The 17,244-nt window shown below is 68.9% G+C and carries 16 protein-coding genes and 1 pseudogene; 9 read left to right on the forward strand and 8 right to left on the reverse strand.

Features of this window, described 5'->3' with window-relative positions:
* Positions 1-98: 98 nt before the first annotated feature.
* Complete coding sequence (locus ACTVZO_RS20950) at positions 99-1,157, forward strand: AI-2E family transporter (RefSeq protein WP_443299844.1); 1,059 nt, start codon at positions 99-101, stop codon at positions 1,155-1,157.
* A 69-nt stretch (positions 1,158-1,226) separates the two neighbouring features.
* On the opposite strand, the gene ACTVZO_RS20955 is transcribed toward ACTVZO_RS20950, so the two are convergent.
* Together ACTVZO_RS20955 and ACTVZO_RS20960 are read right to left on the reverse strand one after the other, a co-directional pair.
* A complete protein-coding gene (locus ACTVZO_RS20955) occupies positions 1,227-1,778 on the reverse strand; it encodes a GNAT family N-acetyltransferase (protein ID WP_443299845.1) in 552 nt (183 codons plus the stop codon).
* Between the two features lie 127 nt (positions 1,779-1,905).
* A pseudogene (locus ACTVZO_RS20960) lies at positions 1,906-2,667 on the reverse strand (pirin family protein); the annotation flags it as partial.
* Between the two features lie 72 nt (positions 2,668-2,739).
* Between ACTVZO_RS20960 and ACTVZO_RS20965 the strand changes: the two are divergent.
* The 4 genes from ACTVZO_RS20965 to ACTVZO_RS20980 all read left to right on the forward strand — a co-directional run bounded on the left by ACTVZO_RS20965 (position 2,740) and on the right by ACTVZO_RS20980 (position 8,084).
* Positions 2,740-4,503, forward strand: a complete 1,764-nt coding sequence (locus ACTVZO_RS20965; RefSeq protein WP_443299846.1) for a recombinase family protein — start codon at positions 2,740-2,742, stop codon at positions 4,501-4,503.
* Between the two features lie 421 nt (positions 4,504-4,924).
* Positions 4,925-5,548: a recombination directionality factor gene (locus ACTVZO_RS20970; protein ID WP_443299847.1), complete on the forward strand. Its 624-nt coding sequence runs from the start codon at positions 4,925-4,927 to the stop codon at positions 5,546-5,548.
* A 485-nt stretch (positions 5,549-6,033) separates the two neighbouring features.
* Entirely contained in the window at positions 6,034-7,281 is a 1,248-nt protein-coding gene (locus ACTVZO_RS20975; protein ID WP_443299848.1) for a DUF3631 domain-containing protein, read from the forward strand.
* A 185-nt stretch (positions 7,282-7,466) separates the two neighbouring features.
* Positions 7,467-8,084: a plasmid mobilization protein gene (locus ACTVZO_RS20980; RefSeq protein ID WP_443299849.1), complete on the forward strand. Its 618-nt coding sequence runs from the start codon at positions 7,467-7,469 to the stop codon at positions 8,082-8,084.
* Positions 8,085-8,115: 31 nt separating this feature from the next.
* On the opposite strand, the gene ACTVZO_RS20985 is transcribed toward ACTVZO_RS20980, so the two are convergent.
* From ACTVZO_RS20985 to ACTVZO_RS21000, 4 genes are all read right to left on the reverse strand, one after another.
* Entirely contained in the window at positions 8,116-8,673 is a 558-nt protein-coding gene (locus ACTVZO_RS20985) for an HAD domain-containing protein (protein WP_443299850.1), read from the reverse strand.
* A gap of 15 nt (positions 8,674-8,688) precedes the next feature.
* Entirely contained in the window at positions 8,689-9,381 is a 693-nt protein-coding gene (locus tag ACTVZO_RS20990) for a class I SAM-dependent methyltransferase (RefSeq protein WP_443299851.1), read from the reverse strand.
* Positions 9,382-10,293 carry an aminoglycoside phosphotransferase family protein gene (locus tag ACTVZO_RS20995; protein WP_443299852.1) on the reverse strand — a complete coding sequence of 304 codons (912 nt, stop codon included), beginning with the start codon at positions 10,291-10,293 and terminating at the stop codon, positions 9,382-9,384.
* A gap of 78 nt (positions 10,294-10,371) precedes the next feature.
* Positions 10,372-11,121, reverse strand: coding sequence for a hypothetical protein (locus tag ACTVZO_RS21000; RefSeq protein ID WP_443299853.1), 750 nt, complete (start codon positions 11,119-11,121; stop codon positions 10,372-10,374).
* 193 nt (positions 11,122-11,314) lie between these two features.
* Between ACTVZO_RS21000 and ACTVZO_RS21005 the strand changes: the two genes are divergently transcribed.
* From ACTVZO_RS21005 to ACTVZO_RS21020, 4 genes are all read left to right on the forward strand, one after another.
* Complete coding sequence (locus ACTVZO_RS21005) at positions 11,315-12,670, forward strand: helix-turn-helix domain-containing protein (RefSeq protein ID WP_443299854.1); 1,356 nt, start codon at positions 11,315-11,317, stop codon at positions 12,668-12,670.
* A 1-nt stretch (position 12,671) separates the two neighbouring features.
* Entirely contained in the window at positions 12,672-13,202 is a 531-nt protein-coding gene (locus ACTVZO_RS21010) for an NUDIX domain-containing protein (protein ID WP_443299855.1), read from the forward strand.
* Positions 13,203-13,477: 275 nt separating this feature from the next.
* Positions 13,478-14,101 (forward strand): adenylate/guanylate cyclase domain-containing protein, encoded by a 624-nt coding sequence (locus ACTVZO_RS21015; protein WP_443299856.1) that lies wholly within the window; start codon positions 13,478-13,480, stop codon positions 14,099-14,101.
* Positions 14,098-14,604, forward strand: coding sequence for a Pycsar system effector family protein (locus tag ACTVZO_RS21020; protein WP_443299857.1), 507 nt, complete (start codon positions 14,098-14,100; stop codon positions 14,602-14,604). Before ACTVZO_RS21015 ends, ACTVZO_RS21020 begins: the two co-directional genes overlap by 4 nt.
* Positions 14,605-14,726: 122 nt before the next feature.
* Here ACTVZO_RS21020 and ACTVZO_RS21025 read toward each other — a convergent pair whose 3' ends face one another.
* Both ACTVZO_RS21025 and ACTVZO_RS21030 read right to left on the reverse strand, forming a co-directional pair.
* Positions 14,727-16,085, reverse strand: a complete 1,359-nt coding sequence (locus ACTVZO_RS21025) for an adenylate/guanylate cyclase domain-containing protein (protein WP_443299858.1) — start codon at positions 16,083-16,085, stop codon at positions 14,727-14,729.
* A 169-nt stretch (positions 16,086-16,254) separates the two neighbouring features.
* Positions 16,255-17,226, reverse strand: a complete 972-nt coding sequence (locus tag ACTVZO_RS21030) for a pirin family protein (protein ID WP_443299859.1) — start codon at positions 17,224-17,226, stop codon at positions 16,255-16,257.
* Positions 17,227-17,244 lie beyond the last annotated feature (18 nt).

Consider the following 17,244-nt stretch of genomic DNA (forward strand, 5'->3'; position numbering starts at 1 on the left):
ACGTGCCGGACGGGTCTCCTGGGATTGTGGCTCGGCCACCTGGCCGGACGCAGCCGTTCCGTCAAGACGGCCGGACCCGGCCGTGGTTGGATGACGGCGTGCCGAACCCCCTGCTGCCCGAGCCGGTGCGGCGATTCGCCGCCTGGTGCGCCGTGGCCCTCGTCGCGACCGCCGTGCTCGCCGTCGTCGTCTGGCTGTGCGGGGTGTTCCGCACCGTCGTCACGCCCCTGCTGCTCGCGGTGCTCGGCACGGCCCTGCTCGGGCCCGTACACCGGCGGCTGGTCGGCATGAAGGTGAACCGCTCGCTCGCCGCGGCCCTCACCTGCCTCGCCGTGGTCGCCGTCGTCGGCGGGGCCGCGTACGTCGTCGTCCTCGCGCTGATCGAGACCGGCGACCAGATCGTCGACGCGCTCCGGCGGGCCGGCCAGAGCCTCGCGGAGCACTTCGGGGCGGTCGGCACCTCGCTCGAGGACGTCGCGGAGAACTCCAGGGGCCTGCTCGCCAAGTTCGGCGGCACGGCCGCCTCGGGCGTGGTCACGGGGCTCAGCGTGGTGGGCACGATGATCGCCACGGCCCTGCTTGCGCTGGTGCTGATCTTCTTCTTCCTGCGCGACTCCGACCGGGCCGTGGGGACGCTGCGCTCGCTGGTCCCGACCCGCTCGGGCGACCTGATGGAGGCCATGGGGCGGCGCGCCTTCGAGGCCGTCGAGGGCTTCATGCGCGGCACCACCTTCGTCGCCCTGGTCGACGCCGTGCTGATCGGCACGGGGCTGCTGGTGCTCGGGGTACCGGGCGCGCCGGGCCTGGCGGCCCTGGTCTTCGTGACCGCCTACATCCCCTACCTCGGCGCCTTCCTGTCGGGCGCGGTGGCGGTCTTGGTCGCCCTCGCCGACCGGGGCTGGATCATCGGCCTGTGGGCGCTCGGCCTGGTGCTGGCGGTCCAGATGATCGAGGGGTACGTGCTCCAGCCGATGGTGCAGAGCCGGACGGTGCAGATGCACCCGGCCGTGGTCATGCTGGCCATCACCGCGGGGGCGAGCGTCGCCGGGATCCTGGGCATGCTGCTCGCCGTCCCGCTGACCGCGGCCGCCTTCGGGGTGGTCTCGGAGCTGCGCGCCCGGTACGCGGCCCCGGCCGGACCCGCGGAGCCCGCCTAGGGCCTGTCGTCAAACTCCCGTCTGCCCCGCGACGCCTGCCGGGCGACGACGGGAGTTTGACGACAGGCCCTAGGTGCGCGCCGTCCGGTGTTCCTCCTTCAGGACGCCGTAGACGATCGAGTCGCGCCAGCCGCCCCGTACGTGAACGTGCCCGCGGATGCGGCCCTCCTCGGTCATGCCGGCGGCCAGCAGGGTCCGGGCCGAGGCCTCGTTCAGCGGGGCGCGGGCGGCCCAGACCCGGTGCAGGTCCAGGTCCTCGAAGGCGAGGTCGAGCAGCAGGTGGACGGTCTCGGTGCCGTGGCCCACGCCCCAGGCGTCGGGGCGCAGGGCGAAGCCGATCGTGGCGGCGCGCTGCTGGTGGGGGTCGAGGGCGAGGCGGGCGAAGCCGATCGGCGGGCCCTCGCCCCGGGTGACGGCGAGGGCGTACTCCTCGCGGGGTGTGGCGGCGGCCGAGGTGACGGAGCGTGCCACGATGCCCGCGCACTGCTCGCGGCTGCGCGGTTCGAAGGAGAGGTGCAAGGTCGCCTCGGCGCTGCCGTAGACGGCGTGGACGGCGTCCACGTCCTCGGGACCCAGCTCGCGCAGGGCGAGGCGGGGGCGGCGGCGGGCGACCGGGTGCATGCGCCGGACCCTAGTGAGGTCCGGCGCGGCCGGGCAAGGGTGCGTCGCGGGACCGGAGGCCCCGATGCCCGGGAGCCCCACCGCCCACGGGGGAGGGCGGCGGGGCGGTCCGGTACCGGGACGGGTCCTAGGAGTGCTGCTCCGCGGACTTGGTCCGCTCGCGGGCGGTGGTCGGGATGGTGCCGAGCCGGCCGGCCTGGAAGTCGTCGAAGGCCTGCTGGAGCTCGTGCCGGCTGTTCATGACGAACGGGCCGTAGTGCGCCATCGGTTCGCGGATCGGGCGCCCGCCGAGGAGGACCACCTCGAGGGCCGGGGCGTTGGAGTCCTGGGTCTCGTCGGCCCGCACCGTGAGCGAGCCGCCCTCGCCGAAGACGGCCGTCTGCCCGGTGTGGAGGGGCCGGCGGTCCTCGCCGACCGAGCCGCGCCCGGCCAGGACGTACGCCAGGGCGTTGAAGTCCTCGCGCCACGGCAGGGTGATCTGCGCGCCCGGGGTGATGGTCGCATGGATCATCGTGATCGGGGTGTGGGTGATGCCGGGGCCCTCGTGGCCGTCCAGCTCGCCCGCGATCACGCGGAGCAGGGCGCCGCCGTCCGGGGTGGTCAGCAGCTGCACCTGGCCGCCGCCGATGTCCTGGTAGCGCGGGGGCATCATCTTGTCGGAGGCCGGGAGGTTGACCCACAGCTGGAGGCCGTGGAACAGCCCGCCGGACACGACGAGGGACTCCGGCGGGGCCTCGATGTGCAGCAGGCCCGCCCCGGCGGTCATCCACTGGGTGTCACCGCCGTTGATGACTCCGCCGCCGCCGTTGCTGTCCTGGTGGACGAAGGTTCCGTCGATCAGGTAGGTGACGGTCTCGAAGCCGCGGTGCGGGTGCCACGGGGTGCCCTTGGATGAAACCAGTTGGGGGACTAAGAAAACCGCTAGAGTCCCCCCATGAAAAGACCAGGGGTGGTGACCGGCATGGACATCCATGCGGGGGTCTACGGCCGTCAGTCCGTCGGACGGGCCAACAAGTCCGAGGTCAGTACCGCCACGCAGCGCGCGGCAGGCGTCGCCGAGGCCAAGCGTCGCGGCGCCGTCAGCATCACCGAGTACGAGGACCTCGGGATATCCGCGTTCACGGGCGACGAGCGCCCGGACTTCGACCGGCTGCTCAAGGACTGCCACGAGGGCCGGATCAACCTCATCCTCGTCTACTACATCAGCCGCCTGTCGCGGATGGACCCGCTGGACGCCATCCCCATCGTCACGGAGCTGCTCAACCTCGGCGTGACGATCGTCAGCCTCACCGAGGGCGAGTTCCGCAAGGGCAACCTGATGGACCTGATCCATCTGATCCTGCGGCTCGACGCAGCCCACAGCGAGAGCAAGAACAAGAGCGACGCGGTACGGGCCGCCAAGAAGGCGGCGGCCGAGCTCGGCGGCTACCTGGGCGGCAAGCCGCCGTACGGCTTCCGCATGGTCCCGGCGACGCGCCTGACGCCCGAGGGCAAGCCAGTCGTGATCCAGGTACTGGAGCACGAGCCCGACGAGGTGCTGGTGATCCAGGACATGTGGGCGAGGATCAAGAAGCACAAGGACATGCCGTACAAGCCGGGTGCCGGACGCCGGCACCCCGGGTCACTCACGGGCATCTGCGCCCAAATGACGGCCGACGGCGTTCCGACCAAGGGCCAGAAAGTCGGCAAGAAGACGAAGGACAGCGTCTGGGACCCGAAGACGGCCATGCGCATCCTCCGCGACCCGCGCATCGCCGGATACGCCGCCACCCCGGTCTACAAGCGCCGCGAGGACGGGAAGCTGACCAGCACCATCGAGAGCTACCGCATCGATCGTGACCCCGAGACCATGGCACCGGTCGCGGCCTACCCGCCGATCATCCCGCCCGACGAGTGGCACGAACTCCAGGAGTGGCTCGACGGCCGGGGCCAGGGCAAGGGCCTGTCGCGCGGACACGCCGTCCTCTCCGCCCTGGACGTCCTGTTCTGCGACTGTGGCGCGGTTATGACCTCGCACCGCGCACCCACCCCGAACAAGGCCGCCTACCGGTGCCGCCGCCGGAAGGCACTGCCCGGCCAGCACGAGGGCGAGTGCACCGTCAGCATGAAGACCCTGGACCTGTACGTGGCCCGACGGATCTTCGCTCTGATCCAGACCGCCGAGGACGACCCGGACACGGCGATCATCCTCGCCGAGGCAGCACGCCGGTACGCGGCCCGGACCGAGCGGCCCGAGATCGTGGGCGAACGTCGCATCCTCGTCTCCGAGCGTGCCGACGCCAAGCATGCGCTGGAGGAGCTGTACGACCGCGAGGAGGCCGGCGACTACGACGATCCGGTCGGCCGTCGGCGCTTCCGCGAGCGCCGTGAACGGCTCCTCGGCCGCATGGAGCGGGCGGAGGCACGACTTGCCGAACTGGAGGAAGCGGCGACACCCACGCTCCCGATCCACCTGTGGCTGCCGGTGGGTGCGGGAGACGTCGACCCGGTGGGCGAAGGATCGTGGTGGGAGGCCGCAACGACGCAGGAGCGCCGGGACTTCGTGAAGCTCTTCGTCCGCCGGATCACGGTCACGAAGGCGGGCGGTGCGGGGAAGTCGACGCCGGTGGAGCAACGCGCGACGGTCGAGTTCGTACAGCCGGAACTGACCGAGGATGAGGAGGAGCTCGAAGCGCTGGATCTGGGACTTCCCGCGCGTGAAGAGGAACTCGCCGCAGTGGTCTGATCCCCTACTGGCCGGTGTAGGCGGCGGCAATATACACCCGGATCCCCGGTTAGGGAAACCGGGGATTCTCCAGACCATGGAGGAACTCGCTGCGGCGGGTGGGCAGAGAGATCCATGCCCTCCTGCCGCCCCGCCTCCAAACAGTCAGGAGCCATACTTGCCCAACCCCGCCTCCGCATCCGGCACGGCCACACCGCTCCCCGCCGCCCACAGACGCCCTGGGCATCAGCGACGTAACCCGGCGCGAGCGCATGGCCACCCTCGTCCACAGGTCACTCGCTGCCAGCAGCGTGGCCTTCCCAGCACGTGCGCAGCGTCCGGAGCGCACAACGAAGTCGGTTGCGATGTCGACTTCGGTCGGATCGTCGATGGCAAGCTGCTGTCCCAGCCAGTCTGGCGCCTGCTTCCGGCGTCGGTGCGCATGACGGAGAGCCTCGCACGTCTGTTCGGTACGGAACCGCACCAGCACCAGGCCAATGGACCAGAAAGCGGTCAGGTCGTCTTGGGGCAGGACGCTCTCCGAGTCGTCATCGACCGACCGCAAAGTCTTACGACGTACATGAAGTCATGGGACTCTCGCGGCCTCGCCCACCACTGTGACGGACGCATTCACTTGTCGCCGGTGGCCCGGGCAGGAAGCCTCTGCGGTTGTCCGTCGCTCATGGAGGAGCGAAAGGTCCGAGCGAGGCTCGGTCAGGGGCCGCAGCCCGTCACAACTCTGCTGTTCCGGCTCGCCGATGCCTCTGAGCTCGGTTTGTTCCGCTTCCGCTCCTCCTCGTGGCGCTTCGCAGAGGGGGTGGAGGAGACCCGGGCCCATCTGCTCGACCTGGACGGTCCGGTTCTCTGCGACTTGGCCATCGAAACAGTCGAGTTCACCACCGGGAACGGCCGCCGGGTCTGCTATCAGAAGCCGATCGTCAGAGTGCTCGGCCGTTGGACCTGCGACCCCGGCACATCTCCGGACACGTACGCCACCGGAACACCCTCCGTCCCGACCCCCGCACCCGGCGAGCAGGCAAAGCCCGCTGTCGTCAGCTGCCACTGAACCATCCCCACCCGGTGCCGGGCCCTGCCCAGGCGCCAGTCAGGAGCACTATGGAAGACGCTTCCCTCATCTCCGCTTCGGAGTACAAGGCCCTCTGGCCCCCGGTCGCCATCCCCGGCCAGACGCTCATCCCGCTCGCAGAAGAGCCGCACGGGGACCATAGCGGTCCCCGGTCTGCTGGTCCCCGAAATGGGGACCGTCCCGAAACACCTCTCGGTCCCCACTACTCAGGTCGCGGGGACCGGTCCCCGGACCACACGGGGACGGTGCCGCCGACCGCCTCTCCCGTCCCCGTAACAGTGACAGAACCGCAGGTCGGGGCTCTGGGGACCGGTCCCCAAGACGCGAATCCGGTCGGTCCCCACGATCACGGGACAGGGGACCGCAGTCTCACGGTCCCCGAAGCCGCCTACCAACCGGCGACGTCCGGTCCCCTCACGGCGGATGTGGAAGCGGGGACCGGTCCCACCGAAACCCGAGGACCGATGGCCGACGGGGACCGGACCGCCAGTGAAGGTGCGCAGTTGCTGGACGAGCTGCGTGCGGCGATCGGCCGGTATGTGGTGCTGCCGAGTCCGGAGGCGCTGACGGCGGTCAGCTTGTGGGTGGCCGCCACCCACATCCAGCCGGCGCTCCAGCACGCTCCCCGCCTGGCGGTCGTCGGGCCGACCAAGGGGTGCGGTAAGTCACGCCTCCTGGACGTCCTCCACGAGACCGTCCACCAGGCAATGATGACCGTGAACACGTCCCCGGCGGTCATCTTCCGGATCATCGGCAAGAACCCGCCGACGCTGCTGGTGGACGAGGCAGACACCATCTTCGGCCCGAAGGCCGGCGACAAGGAGGACCTGCGAGGCCTCCTGAATGCCGGACACCAGCGCAACCGTCCCGCCTGGCGGATCTCGGGCCCCGAGCAGAAGCCGACCGCCTTCCACACCTTCGCCATGGCGGCGCTGGCGGGAATCGGCGACCTACCGGACACGATCATGGACCGGGCCGTCGTGATCCGCATGCAGAAGCGCAAGCCGGGCGAGCAGGTGTCGCCATTCCGATCGCGTGACGCTGTGCCGGAACTGAAGGCACTCCGCGAACGCTTGGCCGCGTGGCTTGCCCCTCTGCGCGCCAGCGCGGCCCGCCTCGTGCCGCCGATGCCGGTCGAGGACCGCGCCGCGGACACATGGGAGCCGCTGGTCATCATCGCGGACCTGGCCGGCAAGCACTGGCCCGACCTGGCCCGCGCGGCATGCCTGTCCATGACCCGGCACGAGGTGGGCCAGGACGCCGAGACCACCCTCAGGACGCGCCTGCTGCGCGACATCCAGCGCATCTACGCCGACCGAGGAGACCCGGCAGCCTTGCCCACCGCGGAGCTGCTCGCCGGACTGATCCAGGACATTGACGCACCCTGGGCTGAGTACGGCACCAAGGGCCTCAACTCCTACCATCTGGGTCACCTGCTAAGGGACTTCGGAATCAGCTCGGCAAACCACCGCTTCGACAGCGGCAGGCAGGCCAAGGGCTATACCCGCAACCAGTTCCTGGACGCCTGGGCCCGCTACTGCCCCCAACTCACCGCCCCGGCCGCCGAGCGCGAACCGAACGCGCCCGCCCCTGCACCATCCGCCCGACCCGTCGCGAACCCGGCACCCAAGCAGACACTGCCCAGGCCCCCGGCCCACCCGGCAGCACCGCCACCGCCCGGTCCGCCGGGGTCCCCGAAGCGCGCCCGCTGACCCGGACCCCGGAACCGCCTCACTCCGTCGCATCCGTCCCCGCGCAGATCAGCGCGGGGACGGAACTCCCCATCGGGACGGAGTGCTCCGTACCGGCACCTCCATCCGTACCTGCCCTGACCGGCCACGGGACGCATGCAACGCCTCGGCAGCGTCCCACCCATCAACCTCTGGAGCACCACCTCATGAACATCACGCAGCACCTACCGACCGCCGAGAAGCAGCTCAGGACCACCGCCGCCACAAGCGCAGCAAGTTATACCTTTGGATACTCCACCGTCGGCGGAGCATCCAAAGGGGCGCTCCGGCACCAGGGGGCGCCGGAGGGAGAGACCGCGACCGAGGGCGGACCGCAGCCTGTGGGGGAGCCCGTCCTTCCCGTCACCAGCGCGCCGCTGCCCCAGGTTCGTCGACGCCATCGGAGCGGGACGCAGCGGAGATTCGTCCGCACCGTTCGTCTCAGTGCAACCGAGCTCGCCTTGATCACCGCTGGCGCACGCGCCTGTGACATGACCCTCGCGGGCTTCCTTGCACACTGCGCGCTCACCGCATCCCGTGACCTGAACCGCACTGCCGCCGAGGTTGCCGGCGATCGAGAACTCGTCGTCGAACTCTTCGCCGCTCGACGCACCCTGGGCCGGATAGGAAACAACCTGAATCAGGTGGCCAAGGCCCTGAACTCCGGAGCGGAGGCGGCCGAATCCCGTGCCGTCTTGGAAGGGGTGAGGAAGACAGCTGGCCGACTGGACGCTGCGGTCGCGCACTTGATCGCCCACCGGAACGCCCAGGCGGAGCCCCACTGAGCGAGGCGACAATCCGACCAGTCCGGCGTTGTTACGCCGCTTCGGGAGACCCCGATGCCACCTCGTGCCGGGAGGCCCACTGGCAGACCTCCACGAGGTGAGCCTCCTGAAGGCCCACGTACGGGTCCGGCTGGACCAGCAGCGTGGGATATCCGCGTGCGGTCCGTTCGGCGGCCCAGATGTGGTCGAGGTCGGTGAAGTCGTCGTCGATCCAGGCGACGGCCGATCCGCCGAGCCACGGTTCGACGTGGTCGCGCTTCCAGAGGTAGCCGTTGGGGTGGCTGGTCGTGATCTGGGGGCGGGGGAGGTCGAGGTACGGGAACTCCGGCAGCCCGAGGAGTGGCCCGACGATGGTGGTGGCGTCCTTGCGCCAGCTCGTGCACCACACGGGGGCGACGAGAGCGTCGGCCAGAAAGGCGGCGAGCAACGGGCCGTGGGCGGGGTTGAGCCAGATCGGTACCGGGCTGTCGGGGTCGCGGCCCGCGGGCAGGACGGTGTGGCGGACGTGGGTGGGCGGGGTGCTGCCGTCGGACGCCGGGAACGGTATGAGGACACCGTCGATGTCCAGCAGGATGTAGGGCAGGGGCATCGTTGCCTCCATCTGTCAGCGTTTCCGGGCGGTGATCAGGAGAGTGGTGGGCCACGGGTCGAGGCGCGGGTGCCGCAGCTCGATGGCCGAGGTGATCCGCAGGCCTGTCCGGGAGAGATGGGCGGCCCATCGGTGGGCGTCGAACTCCCAGCGGGCGATGGGCAGACGGGTGCGGTCGGGCATGGTCACGTAGTCCTCGCGGGGACGGTCGTCCGTCGAAGGATGTCTTCCGGCCCGTGCCGGGTGGGGTACGGAAAAGGCCAGTACGCCACCCGGTACCAGACGACGGGAGACCGCGGCGAGTAGCAGCTCTGGGGCGACCAAGCCGACAGCGCCGAAGACCGAGCAGATCGCGTCGAAGGTCTGCCCGTTGGCCTGGAGGTGGTGCAGTGCCTGCCCGGCGGCGAAGGTGGCTCCTTCGATGTGGCCGTAGTACGACCGCGCTCGCCGTACCTGGAGGCCCACCAGGTCGACGCCGGTGACGCGGGCTTGGTGGTGTTGGGCGAGGTGGGCGACGTTGTGACCGGGGCCGCAGCCCAGCTCCAGGAGGCGTTTGCCGCGCAGGTCCCGGCCGAGAATCTCCGCGCCAGGGCCCAGGCCGGGGTGGGTGCTCCACTCCATCCGTGTCGGAGGATTGAGGGCGTGGACCGGGGCGGTGGTCAGGCGCTGGGCTGCGTGGGCGTACCAGGGGGAGACCTGGGCGAGCACCTAGACCTCCAGGAGTTGGACCACGTCGTTCAGGTGGCGGCGGACGACGGGGATGTACGCGGGGTCCTTGGTCGGGTCGTTGATCCAGCGGATCGCCTGCTCCATGAACCACTCGACGGCCCACATGCGGTGCCAGCCCAGGGCCCATGCCTCCGCGGTCAGACCGCCCCTGGGCGCGAGGGCGTCCTCGTGCCCGCCTGCGGTGACGTACTGCTCCAGGAACACCCGCAGCTGGACGGGGCTCGGTGTGTCGGTGGTGCCGTGGTACGAGGCGAGGTCGATGAGGCCGGGGCCGGTGAAGGCGCGGGCGAAGTCGAGGAGGTGCCAGCCCTCCTCCCCGATGTGGACGCTCGTGGGGTGGAACTCGGAGTGCACCCAGCCGAACGGGTCGAGCGTCGCCCCCTGAGCACGGGACTCGGCAGCTGCGGAGATCTTCCCCAGCGCGGTCTCGATGTCGTCGCAGTCCGTCCACCGCTCGGCCTTCTGCAGCAGCTGGAGGTGATCGAGGGCCCGCCCGGGCAGGGCCACGAGGCCCGCGCCGTCCAGGCAGGGCAAGCCGCTGGCCGGGCGGGCGGCGTGCAGCATCACGGCGGCGGCGACGCCGTCGAGGTCGTCGGCCTCCCGTACCGGGGTGCCGAGGTCGTCCATGAGCATCCCGAGCCACTTGTCCTGCATGGCGGTGGCGTGAAGCTCGGGGACCGGCAGCCCGCGCTGGTGTGCGATCCGCAGGGCCTGGGCCTCGCGGTCGAAGGGTTCCTTGGCGTACTTGAAAACGGCCGTGGTGCCGTCGGGGAAGGTGACGCGCTCGACTCCGGACATGCCCCAGACGCGGATCTCCGTGCGTTCGGGGAGGGGCTTGCGGATGAGGGCACACAGGTCGTCCAGCAGGGCGGCGGTCAGGCTCTGATCCATGGGGGTGTCTCCAGGGGCTGGTGGGCTCCGGGGCGGGCGAGCGTGTCAGCCCGCCCCGGAGCCGTACGGGGGTGGGGGCTACTCGGCCGCGGTCACGCGGTGGGCGTAGACCTGCTCGATCCAGCCCGCCTTGAACGCGGCGAGGTCGTCACGGAAGTTGGCCATCGAGGCACCGTAGGGCGCGACCACGCCGCCGGACTGGTCCGGCACGGACTGGCAGCCGTGCACGAGCCGGCCACCGAGGGCGGCGTGGGCCTTGATGGACTCGATCCGGCGGTGCTCGTTGAACCAGCCGCCGTGGTAGACCTCGTCGAGCATCCCGCCCGTCTCGTCGTCCAGGTCGAAGACGACGGAGGTGGCGGCAGGGAAGAACCAGCACGGGCCGACGTTGGAGATGTGCCCGTCCAGCTCGACCTTGTTGAGCGCCATGAAGGTGGCGGCCTCGCGAAGCATCCGCAGGTGGTCGGCGGTGATCTGCGGGAGTCCGAGGCCGGCGAGGTGCTCGTCGCGGAAGAGGTACGTGTAGACCTCGTACGCGGTGGCCAGGACGCGGGCGGCGTCGGAGGTGGACTCGTCGTTGTTCTTGATGAAGTCGAGCGCGAGCTGCTCGACCGCGCTCTCGGTCGTCTCGTCCACGTCCAGGAGCTGGGTCTTGACCAGCTCCCAGTCGGCGACGAGCCAAGTGTTGGACTCGAAGCGGAAGAAGTACTCGGCCGGGTCGATGGTGAGGCGTCGGCCCTCGACCTGGATGCCGGGCAGGCGGCTCCAGCGCGGGTCGAAGACGTCGGGCAGCTCGACCGTGATGGTCGCGGTGTCGATGGTGGTCACCGTATCTCCGTCTCTGATCGTCCGGGCCAGGGCATAGGAATGCCCGAGCCCGGTAGGGGCGTACGGAACTTGGGGGCCGCCCGGCCCGAGAGTGGGGCGGCTGTCCATAAGTGAACCGCCGGCTACGCAGAGTGGGTACGGTGTGACCGAGCCCAAGCGGTATACGCGGTTTACAGCTCCGGGACGGAGGAACGTGCCAGCGCCGACCGACCCCAACTCCCGTCTGCGCGAGACGATCCACGCAGCCGGATGCACGTACGAAGCCCTCGCCAAGGACGTCCGCCGCATCGCCGCCGAGAACGGCGAACTTCTCCAAACCAACAAGTCCGCGATTTCGCACTGGGCCAACGGCACCCGCGCGCCCTCAGGCCAGGTCGGCCAGTACCTTGCCGAAGCTCTCTCCCGCCGCCTGGGCCGCGTCGTCACCCAGACCCAGATCGGCCTTCAGCCCGGCGACGCCGAGGCCACCTCGAACGGCGATCCGGTCGAGGCAGTCACCGACCTCGGCCGTGCCGACGTCGAACGCCGCCGCTTCCTCGCCATCGCCGCCTTCACCACAGCCGGCGTCGCCATGCCGCTGCTCCACGACCACGAAGCCACCTCCCGGATGCTCCGCGCCCGCACCGGCCGCTCACTCGTCGGAACCGAGGACATCGACGTCGTACGGCAGATCACCGCCGCCTTCAGCGCAGCCGACGAACGCCTCGGCGGCGGCCACGGACTGACCACCGTCACCGCCTACCTCGCGGACACCGCCGCCCCGATGCTCCGGGGACGCTTCCCCTCGGAGCCGTTACGTCAGGCCGCCTTCGGTGCCGTCGCCGAACTCGCCTATCTCGCCGGGTGGAAACACCACGACCTGGGCCACGAAGGCGCCGCCCAGCGCTACTACCAGGTCGGCTACCAGCTCGCCTGCGAAGCCGACCCCTACGGCCACGCCGCCTGGATGATGCGGGCCCTCGCTCACCAGGCCCTGAGCCTCAAGCAACCCCACCACTGCGTCGACCTGGTCGAAGGCGCCCTGCGGCGCGGCCTCGGCCACGTCGACGGCCAGACCGAGGCCCTCCTGCACATCACCCACGCCCGCGCCTACGCCGCCACGGACGCGAGCCCCTCTGCCGCACGTGCCCTCCTCGCCGCCGAAGACGCCCTGCTCCGGGACGACGGCCCCCAGCCCAGCTACTCCCGCGTCAGCGGCCCCGCCGCCGGCACCGTGGCCAGCCACACCGCCCGCACCCTGACCGACCTCGCCGACCACATCGGCACCGAACAACAGCACCGCGACGCCCTCACCCGCTGGGACCCCGAGAAGTACAAGCGCGTCCACGCCCTCACCCACGCCGACCTCGGCGACAGCCTCGCCGCCCAGGCCCGCGCTGACGAAGCGGTCGCCGCCTGGACCCAGGCCCTGGTCCTCATGGAAGGCATGACCTCCGACCGCACCCGCAAGGCGATCACCTCGATCCGCTCCACCCTCGCGGTCTACCAGCGCCGCCACGTCCCCGGCGCCGCCGATCTCGCCCGCCGCGCCCGCGAGGCCCTCGCCTAACATGCCCAACAACCCGCCCGATGAAGGGAACACCGTGGCCCAGCAGACCGACGACCGCTCCGAAGCCCTCAAGCCGGCGCTCGAATCGATGACCCTGCTGGTCGCGGCCGTCATCGTCCACGACAAGGCCACCAACCGCGTCGTCCTCCTCCAGCGCAGCGAGAACGCCAAGTTCGCACAGGGGATGTGGGACCTCCCCGTCGGCAAGAGCGAACCGGGCGAGCCCATCACGGAGACCGCAGTCCGCGAGCTCTACGAGGAGACCGGCCTCACGGTAAAGCCCGAGTCCCTAAAGGTCGCCCACATCATCCACGGCGCCTGGGGCGTCGAAGCCCCCAACGGCTTCCTCACGGTCGTCTTCGCCGCCCACGAATGGACCGGCGAACCCGAAAACCGCGAACCCCGCAAGCACTCCCAGGTCCGCTGGGTCGATGCCGACGCCATCCCCGAGGAATTCGTGGAGACCACCGCCAGCGCACTGCGCTGCTACCTCGCCGGGGGTCCCGAAGTCTCCCTGGACGGTTGGAGGTAGACGGCAGCACAGCGCCGTAGCATCGCGCCGCGCAAACTAGGGCAACCTACTGACCGCACACCTCACGACGTCAGGACCAAGACGGGACACCCGCAGGCGGATCCTCGGCATCCGGTGAGGACTGTCAGTGGGTCCTGCTAGGTTGCGGACGCTCGTTGCGTACCGAGATTGGGGGGCTTGTGGGCCTGGCAGACGAGATCAACGCCGCCGTCACCAACGTTGTGTGCTCAGACTGGAACACACGCAAAGGTACTGTCGTACCCACAACCGATAGCGTGAGTCTCCGCAACGGAGCCGTCGAGGTCGACGCTGTGTACCTGTACGCAGACCTTGCTGACTCCACTGGCCTGGCCAGAGACTTCACACGTACCACGGCCGCGAAGGTGATCCGGGCGTACCTCGACGCCACGTGCAGGGTCATCAAGGCGCGAGGCGGGGAAATCCGCAGCTTCGACGGCGATCGCGTCATGGCGATTTTCATGGGCGCCAACAAGAACACAGAGGCCGCGAAGTGCGCTCTGCAGATCCATCACGTCGTGCAGAAGATCGTCCGACCCAAGGTGGAGGCAAACCTTTCCTCCATCAAAGCCAAGGGCTTCCAGGTCAACCATTGTGTTGGCATTGACTCGGGAACAGCGCTGGTTGTGCGTGGCGGAGTCCGGGGAAGTAACGACCTTGTCTCCATCGGTCGAGCGCCGAACGTGGCAGCCAAACTCAGCGACGTCCGCGATGGTGAATACCGCTCCTACATTACCAAGTCCGTCTTCGACAGCATGGCGGACAGTTCCAAGTACAACGTCGGCGGCGACAAGAAGGCAATGTGGGCTGGCCCGTACGCACGAGAAGTAGGCGGCCAAACCATCAACGTCTACCGCTCAAACTGGACGTGGCCCGTATGAACAACCCTTCGTCTGACCCCCGCGAGACGGCCTGGCGGATACACGCGGCGCTTGGGGAATGGACGGCTAGAGTCGATGCGAAGGCGTCGTTCGCGCTCACCCTGGAGTCTGCCGCATTGGCAGGAATCGTTGCCCTGTCCGACAAGAACCGTCTCTTCGCGAACCTCACCGGTTTCGGCGTGCGCGGTCCCCTGTGGGCGGGCATCCTACTGATCCTGGCGGCTGCAGTCCTCGCGATCCTTGTCGTCGTGCCACGTCTGCGCCCCAGGGAGGCGCTGAAGGCCGAGTTCGATCAGAACTTCATCTATTTTGGCCACCTTCAGTTTTGGGAACCGACCGCCTTGGCGGATCGGCTGCAGCAGCAAGACATGCTCCCCGCACTAAGTAACCAACTCGTCAACATGAGCAAGATCACCTGGCGTAAGCACCGCTTCGTCCAACTATCTTTCGTCCTGGCTGGGCTTGGCGGCACGCTCGTATTCATAGCCGGCATTGCTTCGTGAGTCAGGCCAGCGAGCCGATAGGCCGCGCAGAGCTTCTGCGCGGCCATCTTCGTCTGGAGACCAGCGGCGGCCCGAGCACAACGGCTCTGCGACTGACTTCATACGCCCTCCTGCCTGCCCACTCACGCCAGCCCCCAGTAGTAGGAGCTGCGGTAGACGGTCATCTGTTCTCCGCCGACTTCCGTGCTGTAGGACACCCACATGTCCTTGCCGTCGTTGTCGAACCTCGACGCATCCAGCAGGCAGTTGTAGACATCCGACGTGATGTAGATTCGATAGTGCGGCTCCTTCCGGAGGTCGCTGAGCTTGGCCGCAACGTTCGGGGCGCGTCCGATTGAGACAAGGTCACTGCTTCCCCGAACGCCAGCTCGTGTAATGAACGCCTCCCCGGATGCGATACCCATGCTCATGCGCACTTGAAATCCGGCGCTTTCCAGATGCGGTAGCTCGGCGTACAACGCTGGCTCGACGATGTACTGGATGGCGTAGTTGATCTTCAGGGCACACTCGGCGGCCATCGTGTTTTTGGCACCCTCGATGAAAATAGCCATCACTCGGTCACCGTCATAGCTGCGGATCTCGCCGCCGTACCCCTTGATGATGGTGGACGCAGTACGGAGCACGGCGCGGATCACCTTACCCGCCGTCTCGGGCCGGAAGTCTCGGGCCAGCTTCGTCGATCCAAGTAGGTCGGCATAGAGGTAGACAGCGTCGAGCTTCACTGCATCGTTCGAGAAGAGTTTGATGTCCTCCGTATCTGGCACCACTCGCCCGTCCCGAGTGCTCCAGGGCATGCGAACCAACTTGTTTAGATCCGACCTGATGTCATCACCGAGCGTCATACGATCCCCTGCACCTGCTCGCCAGCATGCCGGAACCGTAACAACTGCTACTGACAATGCGGCAAGTGAGATCCGAAGCGGCCTTCCCGAACGAAGCCGTAACAGGTCATGCCAGTGCGCGCCGTAGCATGCCCGCTCCCCTGTGGCTCTCAGCGGAATCTCCGGCCGTCCGGCCGCCAACCTTGCAATCAGTGGAACCAGATCACGAGCCGCACCTGGTCCGCGCCGTGGAGTTCGCCGAGCGTTCACATCACGCTCCAGACCGGTCCCCAGTGAGTCTCGTTCCCCACGACGCTGTCGCGGCGTCGGGTGCCGGAACGGTCTTTCTCGCTCCAGTCGGCGGCGGCGAGCTCGGACCAGGTGATCCAGGTTGTGCCATGTGTGAGGCGAGCCGCCATAGGCGGCGTACTCGGCTCGCAGCGTCTCGGACGCGTCGGCCGGAAAGCCTCGGCCTTCAGCCAGAGAGCGGAAGCCGCAGTGGTTGCGGATTCCGAAGAGACACGCGAGTGCGTCGTAGGCGTTGCCGTTGTTGAGGAGGAAGAGATCGATGGCGGCCTCCCACACAGAGTCCTCGTCGTCGGGGCCCCAGAGGCGGGCACCAGGACGGCACTCGATCATCCCGCTGACTTCGGTAGACATGCCGGGATATTGCCTGACTGGCGCCTGACTCGGCATCCGCATTGCCGCGACCCGATCTCCCGCGCCGGACATCTCACTGGGCGCCATCACCCGGTGGCGGGCGGCAGCGACCGCGGACGAGCCCCTCCCTCAGCGGGCCGGGCTCCTCCGCGTCTGGCTTCAGCAAGCCCTACAGGCCGCCCTCGGACATTCCGTGCACGGCCGGGATCGTGCCCAGCCGCCCCTTCTGGAAGTCCTCGAACGCCTGCTGGAGTTCGGCCTGGCTATTCATGACGAACGGACCGTAGTGGGCCATGGGCTCACGGATGGGCTGTCCACCGAGGAGGACTACCTCCAGGTCCGGTGTGTGGGAGTCCTGCTTCTCGTCCGCGCGGACGGTGAGCGAGGAACCGGCGCCGAAGACGGCGGTCTGGCCCAGGTGGATCGGGCGGCGCTCGGCACCGACCGAGCCCTTGCCCGCCAGGACGTACGCCAGACCGTTGAAGTCCTCCCGCCACGGCAGGGTGACCTCCGCGCCCGGTGCCAGCGTCGCGTGGATCATCGTGATCGGTGTGTGCGTGATGCCGGGGCCCTGGTGGCCGTCGAGCTCACCGGCGACGACCCGGAGCAGCGCGCCGCCGTCGGGGGACGTCAGCAGCTGGACGTTGCCGCCGCGGATGTCCTGGTAGCGCGGCGCCATCATCTTGTCCTTCGCCGGCAGGTTCACCCACAGCTGGAGGCCGTGGAAGAGCCCGCCCGACACCACCAGGTGCTCCGGCGGGGCCTCGATGTGGAGGAGGCCCGAGCCGGCCGTCATCCACTGGGTGTCGCCGTTGGTGATGGTGCCGCCACCACCCTGGGAGTCCTTGTGGTCGAAGATCCCGTCGATGATGTACGTGACCGTCTCGAAGCCGCGGTGCGGGTGCCACGGGGTCCCTTTCGGCTCCCCAGGCTGATACTCCACCTCGCCCATCTGGTCCATCATGATGAACGGGTCGAGGTACTGGTAGTTGATCCCCGCGAACGCACGGCGCACGGGGAAGCCCTCACCCTCGAAGCCGCTCGGTGCATTCGTCACGGCCAGCACGGGGCGGGCAACGGCATCGGCAGGCGCGGCCACGCGGGGCAGGGCCAGGGGGTTCTCGACGGTTACAGCAGGCATGGTCCGCTCCTCTGGGTG

The sequence above is a fragment of the Streptomyces sp. IBSNAI002 genome (genome assembly GCF_052244475.1).
Taxonomy (GTDB): Bacteria; Actinomycetota; Actinomycetes; order Streptomycetales; family Streptomycetaceae; genus Streptomyces.